The organism is Sorangium sp. So ce448, assembly GCF_051520915.1.
In the GTDB taxonomy this organism is placed as follows: domain Bacteria; phylum Myxococcota_A; class Polyangia; order Polyangiales; family Polyangiaceae; genus Sorangium; species Sorangium cellulosum_B.
Genome location: NZ_CP150343.1, coordinates 5,675,311 through 5,690,293, shown reverse-complemented (window position 1 = coordinate 5,690,293; position 14,983 = coordinate 5,675,311). Strand labels below are relative to the sequence as shown.

At 71.5% G+C, this 14,983-nt stretch carries 12 protein-coding genes and 1 tRNA gene; 8 read left to right on the top strand and 5 right to left on the bottom strand.

Annotated features, from left to right (window positions below):
- Window positions 1-86 precede the first annotated feature (86 nt).
- A complete protein-coding gene (locus WMF45_RS21420; RefSeq protein WP_437718726.1) occupies window positions 87-1,151 on the bottom strand; it encodes a hypothetical protein in 1,065 nt (354 codons plus the stop codon).
- A 351-nt stretch (window positions 1,152-1,502) separates the two neighbouring features.
- Window positions 1,503-1,919, bottom strand: coding sequence for a YbjN domain-containing protein (locus tag WMF45_RS21415; RefSeq protein WP_437718725.1), 417 nt, complete (start codon window positions 1,917-1,919; stop codon window positions 1,503-1,505).
- Between the two features lie 192 nt (window positions 1,920-2,111).
- Between WMF45_RS21415 and WMF45_RS21410 the strand changes: the two genes are divergently transcribed.
- A complete protein-coding gene (locus WMF45_RS21410) occupies window positions 2,112-3,950 on the top strand; it encodes an N-acetylmuramoyl-L-alanine amidase (RefSeq protein ID WP_437718724.1) in 1,839 nt (612 codons plus the stop codon).
- Window positions 3,951-4,005: 55 nt separating this feature from the next.
- Here WMF45_RS21410 and WMF45_RS21405 read toward each other — a convergent pair whose 3' ends face one another.
- Entirely contained in the window at window positions 4,006-4,593 is a 588-nt protein-coding gene (locus WMF45_RS21405) for a response regulator (protein ID WP_012236418.1), read from the bottom strand.
- A 3-nt stretch (window positions 4,594-4,596) separates the two neighbouring features.
- On the bottom strand, window positions 4,597-5,514 hold the full coding sequence (locus tag WMF45_RS21400; RefSeq protein ID WP_437718723.1) for an NUDIX hydrolase: 918 nt from the start codon (window positions 5,512-5,514) through the stop codon (window positions 4,597-4,599).
- A gap of 517 nt (window positions 5,515-6,031) precedes the next feature.
- Between WMF45_RS21400 and WMF45_RS21395 the strand changes: the two genes are divergently transcribed.
- A complete protein-coding gene (locus tag WMF45_RS21395) occupies window positions 6,032-6,394 on the top strand; it encodes a TraR/DksA family transcriptional regulator (RefSeq protein WP_012236416.1) in 363 nt (120 codons plus the stop codon).
- 126 nt (window positions 6,395-6,520) lie between these two features.
- On the opposite strand, the gene uvrA is transcribed toward WMF45_RS21395, so the two are convergent.
- Window positions 6,521-9,490, bottom strand: coding sequence for an excinuclease ABC subunit UvrA (gene uvrA, locus WMF45_RS21390; RefSeq protein WP_437718722.1), 2,970 nt, complete (start codon window positions 9,488-9,490; stop codon window positions 6,521-6,523).
- Between the two features lie 251 nt (window positions 9,491-9,741).
- Between uvrA and WMF45_RS21385 the strand changes: the two genes are divergently transcribed.
- From WMF45_RS21385 to WMF45_RS21360, 6 genes are all read left to right on the top strand, one after another.
- Window positions 9,742-10,800: a formylglycine-generating enzyme family protein gene (locus WMF45_RS21385; protein WP_437718721.1), complete on the top strand. Its 1,059-nt coding sequence runs from the start codon at window positions 9,742-9,744 to the stop codon at window positions 10,798-10,800.
- Window position 10,801: 1 nt separating this feature from the next.
- On the top strand, window positions 10,802-11,791 hold the full coding sequence (locus WMF45_RS21380; RefSeq protein ID WP_437718720.1) for a formylglycine-generating enzyme family protein: 990 nt from the start codon (window positions 10,802-10,804) through the stop codon (window positions 11,789-11,791).
- 351 nt (window positions 11,792-12,142) lie between these two features.
- Window positions 12,143-12,216, top strand: a tRNA-Ile gene (locus WMF45_RS21375).
- A gap of 35 nt (window positions 12,217-12,251) precedes the next feature.
- Window positions 12,252-13,007: a zinc ribbon domain-containing protein gene (locus WMF45_RS21370; protein WP_437718719.1), complete on the top strand. Its 756-nt coding sequence runs from the start codon at window positions 12,252-12,254 to the stop codon at window positions 13,005-13,007.
- Window positions 13,008-13,020: 13 nt separating this feature from the next.
- Window positions 13,021-14,292: a serine/threonine-protein kinase gene (locus WMF45_RS21365; RefSeq protein WP_437718718.1), complete on the top strand. Its 1,272-nt coding sequence runs from the start codon at window positions 13,021-13,023 to the stop codon at window positions 14,290-14,292.
- Window positions 14,293-14,445: 153 nt separating this feature from the next.
- The gene (locus WMF45_RS21360; RefSeq protein WP_437718717.1) at window positions 14,446-14,967 is read left to right on the top strand and encodes a hypothetical protein; all 522 of its coding nucleotides are present in this window, start codon (window positions 14,446-14,448) and stop codon (window positions 14,965-14,967) included.
- The last annotated feature ends 16 nt before the right edge of the window (window positions 14,968-14,983 follow it).

Sequence of the window (14,983 nt, the reverse complement as noted above, 5' to 3'; positions counted from 1 at the left end):
CCTCAGATCGGGCTTCGCCTCGTCGGCGTCCGCGAAAGGGTACGATTGCAGCAGGCCTCGCTGCCGAGGCGAGAAAGAGGTGCGCTTCAGAACGGCGCATCGCGGATGATGCCGCCGCCCTTGCTGCCTCCGGTCGAGCTCGTGCCACGCTGCGCCGGTGTTGGAGGCGCGGGCCTCTGTGCAGGGGGGGCTGCCTTCGGCCTGGTCGCTGGCACCGCGGGCGTCGCTGCGCTCCCGGCGGAAGCAGGCGCCGTGGCCGATGCAGGCGCCGTGGCCGCAGGAGGCGTCGTGACAGAGGTAGGCGCTGCCGCGGCGGCAGATGTCGTCGCCGTGGGAGCCGGAGGCGACGCTGAGGCGCTCGGCGCCGGCGAGGCGCCGTCGTCGGCAGCGGTGGCGGCGGTCGGCGCCTGCAAGGCGGCTGGGGGCGTGGTCGCTGCGGCGGGTGTCTCCGCCATCGACGATGCCGCCGGGGGCCCTGGATCCTCTCCGGCGTCGTCTTGACGCAAGGTGCGAACGACGACGAGCAGCAAGGCCACGCCCGCGAGGGCGAGCACGATCCGCAGCGCCGTCTTGTTCGGCGTGGACACGGGGATCTCGATCGGATCCTGGTCTTCCGTGCGGACGCCGGACGCGGCCACGGAATCAGCGCTCTCCCTCGCCGGATGCGCCGCGCGGGAGCGGGAGCCTCTGCGCGCCGGCCGTGCCGACGGCGGTTCGTTCTCCGGGGAAGGGGAGCGGGACCGGTCCACCTGCGGCTGCGGCTCAGCGGCGTGCGCGCCGGCCGCGGCCGCCGGCTCACCCATTCCTACCTGTGTTTTCCCTGCCGGCGCGGGGGGCTGGCCCCGCGTCACCGCGCCGCCCTCGAGCGCGACCGGGGCGCCCGCGTCCGACGCGCCGCCGGCCGTCCGGGCGTCGATGAGCGGCTGAGGCGAGGGGCTGGCCTGCTCACCGCCCCCCGCCGCTCCCGCGTCGCGGGACGTCGCCTCCACCGCGGGCGGCCCCGGCGGGTCCTCGCCGATCGCGATGGTCGGGACCCCCTCGATCACGGTGTCGGACACGCCGGACGCGCCGGCTGGTGGGGCCTCGATGACGCGCGTCGTGGGCGCCGCAGGTGCAGCAGGAGAAGGCCCCACCGCGGGTCCAGGCTTCACCGCCGGCGCTTCGGCGGGGGAGGCCGCCTGGGCTTCCGACGATCTCGCAGCGGATGCGCCGGGCTCCTGAGCAACGGCGCCGCCGCGCGGGTCGCCTCGGGCGCCCGACAGCTCGTCGAACCCCTCCCAGGATGGCCGGATCGACGACGCGATCCGTTCCGCCTCCTCAGCAGAGAGGGAGCGCTCACCAGGTTCCGCGGTCGTCGGTTGCTCCCCCGCAGTCATCGCGGTGAGGAACTTACCATCCGCGTCTGCTGCACCGCAATCTCGCGACGGATCGGCGCATCACCACCTGCCGCGCACGGCGGGAGCGCGCGCCCCCTGGTGCCCCCGGAAACCACGGCGAACGGGTCATCCGCCGCGCGCCTCGCGCAGCAACGCGTCATCCCAGGTGTCGGCGACCTGGCTCACCGTCGTGACGATATCCTCGAACTCTTCGTACTCGAGCGCGCTGAGGCGCCGCAGGCAGCGCACCACGACCTCGTTGCGCGACTTGTCGATCGCGAAGGCCGCGTCGGAGGTGATGACGAAGCTGAGCTCCAGGAGACGCCTGTAGAAGGCCTCGCGCCCGCTCAGGGGCACGGCCATGATGGGAGAGAAGACCATCAGGACGCCTTGAGCCTCCAGCACGTTGACGCCGATCGTCGCGCTCCCGTGCTGAAGCTGCGCGTACCCCGTCTCGTCGAGCGTGCTGGCGCCAGCGCCGCTCGGCGATCTGGCCCCGCCCTGAGAGCTCGCGTTGTACCGGGCGAGATACGCGTTGACCATGCTCGTCGCGTCGGCAAACCTCTCCCCCGACACGCGGTCCGCGTAGAGGGGTCCTGTGGATGAAGTGGGCGTGAGGTCGGGCACGTGAAACCTCCTGGACGCATCGCCAGTCGCTCGGCGCGCGGGGCTGAACTGGCGAACCGACAGCACTCCAGCCCGGCGTGGTTGCATCGTAGCGCCTCGGCGTTCGCGGTGATCGCGCTTTTTGCAGTGGTGGCGCACGCCACCCTCGGGTGCAGCGCGGAGGGCAGCGCGCCGGCTGCGCCCGCCGGCATCTCCGACGAGGAGCGCGCCGCCGCGCTGCTCGATCCGGCTGCGCTCCTCCCACCCCGCGCTGAGACGGTCGCCCTCGCCGATGCCGTCGCCATCGCGTCATCGCGCGCCGGGGCGCCGGCGCAGGCGGCCTCGCTCGCGGAGCTGGCCGGCGACCTGCGCGTGCGGCTCTTCCGCCTCGATCAGGCGGTCACCGACGCGCGCGAGGCGATGGAGCTCTACAGCGCGGCGGCGACGGCCTTCCGCGCCTCGGCCGATCCGGCCAACGTCGAGCGCGCGTGCCAGGCCGAGCGCCGCCGCGCGCTGCTCGCCGGCGAGCTCGCTCACGACGCGGCCGTCGCGTACCGCGAGCTCTACCTGGTCTCGCGGCGCTACGCGGCCCTCGCCCCGCCCGCGCCGTCCGGCGGCGCGCCGCGCTCGCAGTGCCTGGGCGCGCTCGCGCTCGCGCTCGCGCAAGCCGCTGCCTACCGGCCGAGCGGGGATGCGCTGCGCGCGCTGGAGCACGAGGGACACCGCGTCGAGGGCGTCGCGCTCGCGCTCGCGCTCGCATCGAGCCCGGCGCCGGGCTCCTCCGCCGCGCCCGCGAGCTCCGCGGGCGCGGCGCCGGTGCAGGTGACGACCGCCGAGGCCACCGGCGATCTCGTCGTCGCCCCCCGGGCGCCGGCCGCGCCCACCGGCCCGGTGAAGATCACCTCGATCGAGCGGCACGGCTCGGACAAAGGGGCGCGCGTCGTGGTCGAGCTCTCCGCGCCGACGACGTTCGACGTCGGCACGCTCGCGGCGAACGAGAGCGCCGGCAAGGACGCGCGCGTGTTCGTCGACATCGCGAGGGCGACGTCGCGCGGCATCGCGAGGGAGATCGAGGTCGGCGGCGTCCTGCGGCGGGTGCGCGTCGGCGTCCAGCCGGATGGAACGCGCGTCGTCCTCGATCTCGCCGCCAACCTGCACCGCCGGATCTTCTACCTCCCCGATCCGTTCCGGATCGTCGTCGACGTGAGCACCCGCCCTCCGTTGCGCGATGACAAGGACAGCCCCGGCGGCGCGCGAGAGGTCCGGCGTGTCGCGATCGATCCGGGGCACGGCGGCAACGACACCGGCGCCGTCGGCCCCACCGGGTTGAAGGAGAAGGACGTGACGCTCGACGTCGCCCACCGCGTCGCCCCGCTCCTCGCGCGCGAGCTCAAGATCGAGACGCTCCTCACGCGCGACAGCGACACCTACGTCCCGCTGGAGCTCCGCACCGCGCGCGCGAACGCGTTCCACGCCGACCTGTTCGTCTCGGTCCACTGCAACGCGAGCGAGAACGGCCGCGCTCGTGGGGTCCAGACGTTCTCGCTCGCGGCCCCTCACGACGGCGAGGCGACGTCGGCGCAGCTCGCGGCGCGCGAGAACGCCGCCCGCGCCGGGCGGGCAGGGCAGGGCGTGGATCCAGGTGATCCCGGCGCCCGCCTCGAGGTGGCGGCGATCCTGTCGAACCTCAACGTCGGCGACATGGCGGCCCGCTCGCGCCACTTCGCCGAGCTCCTCCAGCGGTCGTCGCTCGCCTCGCTCTCGCCCCGCTACCCCGACACGAAGGATCAGGGCGTCAGGGGCGCGGGCTTCTTCGTCCTCGCGGGCGCTGACATGCCGGCCGCGCTGTTCGAGACCGCGTTCATCTCGAACCCCGAGGACGAGGCTCGCCTCGCGACCGCCGACTTCCGACAGAAGATGGCGGACGCCATCGTGAACGCGATCCGCGCCTACCGCGAGGGCAAGTGAGGGGGGCCGCTGGCCTGCGCGGGCGTCGCCCGCGCAGGCGTCACCCGCGCAGGCGTCACCCTCGCTCGAGGCCCATGAGCCGCTCGAGCGAGTCGCGCAGCTCGCCGGCCTCGCCCTTCTTGATGAAGTCGTAGGCGCCGGCCTCGGTCGCGTTCTTCTTCATGTCCTCGTGGTTCGAGTACACGATGCAGCGGATGTGCGAGGTCGCGTCGATGGAGCGGAGCCGCTCCAGGCAGCGCACGCCGTCGAGGCCCGGCATCATGATGTCCAGGATGAGCGCGTCGGGCTGGAGGTTGCCCACCGCGACGAGCGCGTCGAACGGATCCTGGAACGTCGTCAGGTCGAACCTCCGCGACAGCGTCTTGCGGAGCGCGGCGAGGACGGAGGGGTCGTCGTCGACCACGACGACCTTCGGCTTGCCCATCCGGAGGATCTCCGGGATCGGGTAGCCGTACTTTCGGAGGAAATCGAGCACGTCCAGCCGCCGGAAACGGAGGTGCCGTCCTGGCGTGCGGAAGTGGCGGATCTCCCCCTTGTCCGCCCAATTGTGGATGGTCTTGAGGTCCACCTGACAGAAGCGCGCGACGTCGCTCGCGGTGAACAGCTCGGGCTGCGTCGTGTTCTCTTTCGGGTTCGTTTCCATGGCTCACTCCTCGAGATCAGGCGTCGCCGGCACGGAGGGGGCATTCGTCTGGGGGGCGTCGAAGCTGGTCGGCACGGGTGGATCTGGCTCTCGTTCCTGTTTGATGTGGATCAGGGATCCATGTGCGCAGCATTCTTCGGCGACGAAGCGCCCGTTGCGCAGGACATAACGGGTCGGACCCTCGGTGCGCCGATCGCGCGTCTCGTGCGAAGGGTCGCCTGGCAGCGCCAGGTAGGGCGGCTCGGCCCCATCGCCCGGGACGAAGCGCGGACAGATCGGCAAGAGCGACTGGCGTTCCGCGAGCGCCACGGCGCTGCGCACGTCCGCGACCGCGGCGAGGAGCTCGAGCGTGCGTGAAGTCGGCGGAGCGAGAAGGATCTCCCCACGCGCGGCGCGCTCCAGGACCTCGGACGGCGTTGCCCAGAAGCTCATCGTCGTCTCGTACCCGTCGTGTCGCCCGATCTGGCCCGGCGGTAGCGGCAGCAGGAAGAAGCGCGCGTCGAAGCGCCGCGCCTCGGCGAGGGGCGTGATCCACCGCGCCCACGGGACGAGCGCCGAGAGAGCGAGCTTCAGGCCGCGCCGCGCGAGCACCGCGTCGAGCGGCGCCCCGGCGGCGAGCTCCCGCCCCACCGCGTCGACCTTGTCGCCCGACAGCGGCAGATCGGTCGGCAGGATGCCCCCTTCCTCCAGCGTCTCGCGGCATGCGGCCACACACAGCGCTCGCGCCGGCGTATCGCCCGTCGCGAACGCAGCGGCGCGCGCCGGTGGCTCGGTCGCCCGATCCCTCCAGACTTCCGCGCCGTCCTGCGCGTCCACCTTCCCACCAGGGAAGACAACGGCGCCCCCCATGAAGCTCGAGCTCGCGTGGCGGCGAACGCAGAACACCTCGATTCCAGCGTGACCGTCACGGAGGACGATCACCGTCGAGGCATCGCGGGGACGGACCGGGGTTCGGTTCTGATCGAAATCCAGCAATATGGGATAAATTTGTTCCACGTGAGCTGCCTTTCGTCAAACCGTCCGCTGCGTCTCATTTCCGGCGTGCTCTGGGGTGAGCATGCGGGTTTGAGGCCAAGTCCGCCGCCTTTTCCGGCGGCTCGGGGACTTCCCGCAGATGCTTTCCACGCTGTCCCGACAACCGATGCCGATTGATGCCGCAGCGTCCGGTCGGTCGCGGGCGTGAGGGCGCTTGATGGCGAATCGAGAGGCATCGGCCGCAGTGAATTCGGGCGATCTCTGCCTGCGACGGAGGCGTCGTTGACGGGCTCGGCGCCCACGCCTAGAATCCCGCGCCTCGCAATTTCGGGGGGCTGTCTGGCCTCTCCGGACATGTCGCGGAGCCGTAAGTCCCGGCAGCCGGGGTCAGCGCCCCGCGGCTTGCATGCGCCAGGGAGCTCAGACGGCAGCGCCGAACGGCGCATTCGACGCGAGAGGACCTATGAACAAGGCCCAGCTGAAAAAGTTCAAGACCCTGCTTGAGACGAAGCGCGACGAGATCGTCAAGAAGGCCAAGCAAACGCTGACCGAGGACATGATGCTCGACGCGAACGATCTCCCTGACGAGATGGACCTCGCGTCGAGCGAGTACCTGCAGTCGTTCACCTTCCGGCTCCGTGGCCGCGAGAAGTCGTTCCTCGACAAGATCCAGAAGGCGCTCGTGAAGATCGAGGACGGCTCGTTCGGCAAGTGCGAGGAGTGTGAGGAGGAGATCTCGGCGAAGCGCCTCGAGGCGCGCCCCGAGACGACCCTGTGCATCCGCTGCAAAGAGGATCAGGAGCGGGTCGAGAAGGACTACGGCTGACGCTGCGCCGCGCGAGGAGGCCGGCCGCCGGTCGCCTCCTTGCGCGAGCGTGCCTCGGCGCCGTCGGGCGTGCGCTCCTGCTCCCGGTCCACCTCGCGCGGACCGGGAGGGGCCACGCCCGTTCTGCTATTTGCGGGCGGCCGCGCGGCTGCGCGGCGGCTGCGGGGTGCGACGCTTCGACGCCACGAGCACCTCGCGCAGGTACGCGCCGGTGAAGGACGCCTCCTCCTGCGCGATGTCCTCCGGGGTGCCAGCGGCGACGATCGTCCCGCCGCGCTCGCCGCCCTCGGGGCCGAGGTCGATCACCCAGTCGCTGCAGGCGATCACGTCGAGGTTGTGCTCGATCACGAGGACGGTGTTCCCGGCGTCGCGCAGGCTCATCAGGCTCGCGGTGAGCACCTCGATGTCGGAGAAGTGCAGGCCCGTCGTCGGCTCGTCGAGCACGTAGAGCGTGCGGCCGGTGGCCTTGCGCGCGAGCTCGCGCGCGAGCTTCACGCGCTGCGCCTCGCCGCCCGAGAGCGTCGTCGCGGGCTGCCCCAGCGTGATGTAGCCGAGGCCGACCCGCGCGAGCGCGGCGAGCCGCTCCCGGACGCGGGGGAGCGCCTCGAACTGGTCGATCGCCTGCTCGACCGTCAGGTCGAGCGCGTCGGCGATCGACATCCCGCGGTAGAGCACCTCGAGCGTCTCGCGGTTGTACCGGCGGCCGCCGCACGTCTCGCACGTCACGAAGATGTCGGGCAGGAAGTGCATCTCGATCCGGAGCACGCCGTCGCCCTGGCAGGCCTCGCACCGTCCGCCCTTCACGTTGAACGAGAAGCGGCCCGCCTTGTACCCGCGCGTCCTCGCCTCCGGGAGGCCCGCGTAGAGCTCGCGGAGGAGCCCGAAGACCCCCGTGTACGTCGCCGGGTTCGAGCGCGGCGTGCGGCCGATCGGGGCTTGATCGATCGAGATGACCTTGTCGATGTGCGAGAGGCCCTCGATGCCGTCGCACGCGCCGATCGGGGCGGAGCTCCTGTACAGCTCGTTCTTCGCGGCCGGCAGCAGCGTGTCGACGATGAGGCTCGACTTGCCCGAGCCCGACACGCCGGTGACCGTGCAGAAGAGGCCGACGGGGATCTCGGCCGTGACGTTGAGGAGGTTGTGGGCCCGCGCGCCGCTCACGCGGATGAAGCGCCCGTCGGGGCGCTGGCGCTTCGTGGGGATCGCCAGCTGCTTCTTGCCGCTGAGGTACGGGCCGGTGATCGACGCCGGATCGGCGCTCAGCTCCTCCGGCGTGCCCTGCGCCACCACGTTGCCGCCGTGCACGCCCGCGCCCGGGCCCATGTCCACGATGTGGTCGGCCGCGAGGATGGCGTCGCGGTCGTGCTCGACGACGACCACGGTGTTGCCGAGGTCCACGAGCCGCCTGAGCGCTTCGAGCAGGCGCGTGTTGTCGCGCGCGTGCAGGCCCACCGAGGGCTCGTCGAGCACGTAGAGCACGCCGACGAGCGCGGCCCCGATCTGCGTCGCGAGGCGGATGCGCTGGCCCTCGCCGCCGGAGAGGGTCTGCGCGGAGCGGTCGAGCGTGAGGTAGTCGAGCCCGACGTCGATGAGGAACCCGAGGCGGGCGATCACCGCCCGGAGCAGCGGCTCGGCGATCGCGCGCTCGCGCGGCGCGAGCGCGCCGTCGACGTGGGCCTCCCCCGCGGCCTGCCCATCGGCGGGGGCCCGCGGCGCGCCTTCCTTCGGCGGCATGAGGCCCTCGAGGAAGACGCGCAGCGTGCGCAGCGGCAGGGTGCCGACGTCCGCGATGTTGCGATCCCCGAGGCGCACGGCGAGCGCCTCCGGGCGCAGGCGCCTGCCGTCGCAGGCGTCGCACACGCGCGTGATGACGAAGCGGCCGATCTCGTCGGAGAGCGCGGCGCTGTCCTCGTCGGGATCGGCCTCCTCCTCGTCGGCGAGGGCGGGCTCGCCGCTGCTCAGCAGGCGCTCGAGCCGCGGGATGATCCCCTCATAGGCGGCCCTCTTCTTCCCCCGGCCGCCGGCGCCCTGGGCGTCGCTCCCCTCGAGGATCGCCTGCCGCACCGCCGCCGGCAGCTTCGCCCACGGGACGTCGGGATCGCAGCCGAGCGCGCTGACGGCCCGCTCCGTCTCCGTGGCGAGCGAGAGCGAGCCGCGGCGCCCCCAGGCCACCACCGCGCCCTCGCGGAGCGTGCGCCGAGGATCGGGGATGACGCGGTCCGGATCGATGCGGGTCCTCGCGCCGATGCCGTCGCAGGCGGGGCACGCGCCGTGCGGGCCGTTGAAGGAGAACATCCGCGGCTCGATGGGCGGCAGCGAGATGCCGCAGTCGATGCACGCGAAGCGCTCGCTCATCCAGAGGGGCTCGATCTTCATGCCGTCGCTGGAGATGTCGACGAGCAGCCTGCCCTCGCCCAGCTTGAGCGCGAGCTCGACGGAGTCGGTGAGCCGGCCCTTGATGCCGTCCTTGACCACGATCCGGTCCACGACCACGTCGAGGTCGTGCGCGCGGGTCCGGTCGAGGACGATCTCGTCGCCGAGATCGACGATCTCGCCGTCGATGCGCGCTCGCACGAAGCCCTCCCGGCGCAGCCGCTCGATGTCGAGCTTCAGCTCTCCGCGGCGGCCTCGCGCGATGGGCGCCATGATCGTGACCCGCGTCTTGTCGCCGAAATCCAGGATGCGGTCGACGATCTGCTGCACCGTCTGGGCCTCGATCCGCTTGCCGCACGCGGGGCAGTGCGGGGTGCCGACCCGCGCGAAGAGCAGGCGGAGGTAGTCCGAGATCTCGGTCACCGTGCCGACGGTCGATCGCGGGCTCTTCGCCAGCGCGCGCTGCTCGATCGCGATGGCGGGCGAGAGGCCCTCGATGGACTCGACGTCCGGTTTGGACAGCTGCTCGAGGAACTGCCGCGCGTAGGCGGAGAGCGACTCGACATAGCGGCGCTGCCCTTCCGCGTAGATGGTGTCGAACGCCAGGGACGACTTGCCCGAGCCGCTCGGGCCGGTGATCACCACCAGGCGGTCGCGCGGAAGCGACACGCTGACGTTCTTGAGGTTGTGCTGCCGGGCGCCTCGAACGACCAGTCGATCCATAGGGGGAACCGGAGAGCTATCACACACGGAAGCGGGCGTGGCGCCGCTCCTGCTCGTCGCTCGCTGCTCTGTTGGCTCTGTTGCCCCTGTCGCCCTCGTGGCCCCGCCCCGTCGCGCGCCGCGCACCGCGATGCGCCGCGCACGGCGCGCGCCGGGTCTTCCGGTTGTCTTGCAATTCTTCTCACGTCGCTGCGCTGCGAGCTGGACTATGAGAGGGCGCGCAGGTGAAAGAGCGTGCAAGGAGTGTCCTGATGGCGGTCGGCGCCGGCGCTGCGCTCGGCGTGGTCGCGCTCCTTGCGCGGTACGCCCCTGAGCTCGACGCGCTGCTGCTCGAGCCGCCCTCTCCGTCCGGGCGCTCCGAGCCCGGCCCCGCTGCGGCGCGTTCTGTCGGGCCCGCGGCACCAGCATCGTCCACGCCTGCACCCGCCACGGCCGCTGGTCAGGGGGGGGCTGCAGCGCCCGCTCCGGGCTCGCCTCCCGGTGCAGCCCCGGTCCCGCGAAGCGCGAGCCAGCAGGCCGCCGCCGCGGCCCCGCTGGTCGATCCCTTCGCGGCGGATCCGGTGGCGCGCGCTGCGTGTCCCGCCGACATGAGCCTCGTGGAGGGGGATTTCTGTCCATCCCTCCCGTATGTCTGCACCCGCAGCGGCGACGGAGCCGGCCATGGCTGCCCCGAGTACGGGCGCGGCGCCCGCTGCCGGGCTCCGGTGGATCACCGGCGCTTCTGCATCGACCGCCACGAGTGGCCGAACCGGGTGGGCGAGCTCCCGCGCGTCTACGTCGACTGGTACGAAGCGAAGTCGCTCTGCGCCTCGATCGGCAGGCGGCTGTGCCGGCGCTCCGAGTGGATGCTCGCTTGCGAAGGACCGAAGCGCCTGCCGTATCCTTGGGGCTTCGTGCGCACGCCCAGCCCTTGCAACATCGACCGCGCCGCGATCGAGTTCGACATCGACGCCATGGTGGACGAGGCGACCCGCGAGGGCGAGATCGCCCGTCTGTGGCAGGCCGATCCCATCGGATCGCACCCGAACTGCATCAGCGCCTACGGGGCGTACGATCTCTCCGGCAACGTCGACGAGTGGACCGACAACCTCGCCGACGATCCGGGCACGTCGCGCCCGGCCACGCTCAACGGCGGCTACTGGGGTCCTGTTCGGAACACCTGCCGCCTCACGACCGGAGGGCACGGGCCGACGTTCAAGTTCTACCAGGTCGGCTTCCGCTGCTGCTCGGACACGGTCGACGGCGTCGTCACGCCGCCGCCGCGGCCCTTCATCGAGCGCGACCGCGAGAAGGACGGCGTGTACGACTGACATGCGCGAGCGCATCGCCTTCATCGCCGCCCTCGTCGTCGCCGCCCTGGTGAGCGCGCTCCTCTTTGCCCCCCGCTTCCAGAGGCCGCCTGGCCCGCTCGACGCGGCGAGCGCGGCCCCGGCTGCGAGCATCGCCCCGCCGGAGCCGGCCCCGCCCGCGCCCGCGCTGGCGCCTCCGGCGCCTCCGCCGCTGCCTGCGTACGTGCGCGTCGACCCGGAGAGCCGCGCGGCGTGCCTCGGCGGGATGGTGCTCGTCGACGGCATCTATTGCCCGTACGTCGGGCACCACTGCGCCGCTTACATCGACGAGGAGAAGGACATCTGCGCGCGGTTCGAGCCGGAGGTCCTCTGCGAGGGGCGCCTTCAGCACCGGCGCTTCTGCATCGACGTCTTCGAGTACCCGAACATCGAGGGCGTCCGCCCGGTGGTGATGGTCAACTGGCTGGAGGCGAAGCGCGCCTGCGAGATCGAGGGCAAGCGGCTCTGCTCCGGCGAGGAGTGGGAGTTCGCGTGCGAAGGGCCGCAGATGTGGCCCTATCCTTACGGGATCGCTCGCGATCCCGACGCCTGCAACATCGACAGGAAGATCTCGATGCCGGTGCTCGAGACGTTCGCGGACCCATGGAAGATCTCGGCGGAGGTCGAGCGGCTCGATCGCCGGGTTGCGTCCGGGGAGATGCACCGGTGCATCAGCCCCTTCGGCGTGCGCGACATGACCGGCAACGTCGACGAGTGGGTGAACAATGAGCTCGGCACGCTGGACGAGAAGCCGTTTCGATCGACGCTGAAAGGGGGGTACTGGGGGCCGATCCGCTCGCGATGCCGCCCGGTCACGTCGACGCACAACCGGTGGTTCCGCTTCTATCAGGTCGGGTTCCGGTGCTGCTCCGACGCGCTCGACGGGGGCAAGGCCGTGACCCCGGCGGCCAAGACAGCGCGCATCCCGCGCCGCAGCCCGATGGTCGATCCGGGCGGGCGGCAGCGGCCGTGAGGGCCCGCAGCCCGAGCGGGCCTGTGGCGTGGCCTCCGGCGTGGCCTCCGGCGTGGCCTCCGGCGTGGCCTCCGGCGTGGCCTCCGGCGTGGCCTCCGGCGTGGCCTCCGGCGTGGACCGACCGCGCACGCCGGCGCAATGTCCCTGCGCCATGCCCGGCGAGGCCCCCTCGCGCTGCGCCCCGTCTGCGGACGGGCTTCCCTCACGGCCGAGCCACCCCCGGACCGCCGCGGCGCCAACGTGGAACCCGGTCCAGCCGAACCGCTCCCCTTCCAACTGCGCGCCGCTTGGACTACGTTGTCCGCCGGTGCGAAAGTGGGCGGACCCGATCGAGGGTTCGCCCTTGTACCAGGGCCTATAGCTCAATCGGTCAGAGCCCCCGGCTCATAACCGGGCTGTTCCTGGTTCGAGTCCAGGTGGGCCCACGAAAGCCACGAAACAGAAGGAGACAAGGAAGCACGTGAGCATCCGCGAGCAGATCGCATTCCTCGAAGAGCTGTCGGCCATCGACAGCGAGATCCGCCGCATCGATGAGCAGCTCGACAAGCAGCGCGGCAGCCTGGAAGGGATGCGGTCCGACCTGAAGCGGCTGGAGGACCGGCTGAAGGGCGATCGGGAGACCCTGGCGGCGATGGAGAAGACGCGCTCCGAGCTCGCCGTCGAGCTCCGCCAGATGTCGAGCCAGATCGAGCGCTCGCGGGAGAAGCTGCAGCGCTCCCGGAACGAGCGCGAGTCCAACGCGGCGCAGCGCGAGATCGAGGAGCTGCGCAAGCTGCACCGCGATCGCGAGGAAGAGATCGAGCGGCTGAACTCGGCCTCCGAGGGGGCGCGCTCGGCGATCGATGTGGCGGAGGCGAAGCGCGTCGAGCTGGCGGGGGCGATAGACGGCAGCGCGCCGGGGACGCAGGCGTCGCTGGCCGCGCTCGAGGCCGAGCGCGCTCAGCGGGCCGAGGCGCGCGAGCAGGTGGTCGGCAAGCTGCCGGTCGTCCTGTACCGCCGCTACGAGTCGATCCGGACGCGCAGGCCCGTCGCGATCGCGCGCACCTACGACGGCACATGCCTCGGCTGCCACCTGTCCGTGCCGCCGATGATGTTCCAGAAGATGCGCCGCCAGGACGAGTTCGAGCGGTGCCCGAACTGCAACCGGATCCTCTACTACATGCCGCCGGAGCCCGCGACGGGCAGCACGCCGGCCGCGGACCCCTCCCGCGCCTGATCCCGGGGGCGGCTTGAAGACGTGCTCCGCCTGCTTCAGGCTCTTCTCGCACGACAGTGGGTTCTGTCCGGTCGACGGGCAGCGCCTCATCCCGGTCGCTGAGGTATCGCCGCCGGTCCACCCGGCGGACAGGCGCGTCGGCGCGACCCTCTGCGGCGGGCGCTACCAGATCTGGCGAATCGTCGCCGACGGGGGCATGGGGCGCGTCTACCAGGCGCTCGATCTTCGGACCGGCCGCAGCGTCGCCTTGAAGATCCTCCACCCCGAGGTCGCGCTCGACGAGGTGAGCGTCGAGCGCTTTCATCGCGAGTTCGAGGTCAGCAGGTCGCTGCCCCACGAGCAGATCGTCGACGTGCTCGCGTTCGAGAAGACCGAGGACCACAGCTTCGCGCTGGTCATGGAGTACCTCGAGGGCGAGGAGCTGCGGACGGTCCTCAAGCGCGACAAGGTGCTGCCCCCCGAGCGCCTGGTGCGGATGCTGTCGCAGATCGCGCTCGGCCTCGAGGAGGCGCACAAGCGCAAGGTCGTGCACCGCGATCTCAAGCCGGACAACATCTTCCTGGTCGGCACGCACGACGGCGACATGGTGAAGATCCTCGACTTCGGCAGCGTGCGCGACAACAGCGAGGGCGCGAAGAAGCTGACCGTCGTCGGCACGACGATCGGGTCGCCCTTCTACATGTCCCCCGAGCAGGCGCAGGGGCTGCTCGCGCTCGACCATCGCGCCGACGTCTGGTCGGTCGCAGCGATCGTGTTCGAGTGCGTCACGGGGCAGGTCCCGTTCCACGCGCCGACCGGTCCGATGATCCTCGTGGCCATCATGGGCAACAATCCGCTGCCTCCGAGCGTGGCGGGCAAGGCGTACGGGGCGCCGGCCTCGCTCGATCCGGTGATGGAGGAGGCCTTCATGAAGAGCCCGGAGGCGCGTCTGCCCTCGGTCGGCCTGCTCGCCGATCGCGTGGGCCAGGCGTACGGCCTCGCGGGGTCGCACCGCGACTGGGCGTCCCTACCGCAGAAGGAGCTCGCGGCCCGGATCCGCGCCGCGCTGCCGTCGGTCCTGGCCCGCCAGCCGCATGTCTCGGCGAGCGTGGGCGCGGTCCCCGCCGGTGCGAGCGGCGGGGCGATCGCCGCCGCGGTCATCGCGCCCTCGCCGGCCGCCTCCGAGGCGTTCGCCGAGGACATCGTGATGGGCGTGCCACAGCGCTTGCCGCGGTGGGTCATCCCTGCCGTGGCCGGCGTGGCGGTGCTGCTCTGTGCGCTCGTCGCGCTGCTGATTTCGCGCTGACGGCGGCGCCGGGCCGTGCGCTCGTGCGACGTTGCGCCTTACGTGCAGCGGCGGAGGCGTGAGGCGCGCGCGCTCCGGTTCAGTGCGCCATCGTCCTGGGCGCTGGGGCCCCGCGTTCGCGCTGGCGCCGCCGCTGTGTTATTTGTGTTGACCATGAGCACTCATCCTTCAACTCGGACCGGCAAGCCCCTCTCCGCCGCGATGTGCCTGATCGCGCTCTCCGGGCTCCCCGTCCTCGGCTGTAGCCAGAGCGAAGCGGCGACCTCTCGCGGCGCCACCGAGGCAGCACCTGCGGCCCCCCCCCAGGGCGGCAAATCGAAGGTCGAGGATGCGGTCTACACCCTCGAAATGAAGCCGACTGGGACGTACAAGGCCGGCCAAGAGGGGCTCGTGGAGGTGTCGCTCCTGTCCAAGGGCGACTACCACATCAACGACAAGTACCCCATCAAGTTCAAGGTCACCGAGGCGGCCGCCGAGGGCGTTTCGTACCCGAAGCCCTTGCTCAAGCGCGAGGACGGCGCGTTCGAGGAGACCAAGGGCCTCCTCAAGGTCCCGTTCGTGGCGGCCAAGAAGGGCAAGACCAAGGTGGCGGGCGTGCTCTCCTTCAGCATCTGCAGCGCCGCGAATTGTTTGATGCAGAAGCAGGAGCTCGAGGCGGTCGTCGACGTGCAGTAGGCGGAACGGTAAACTC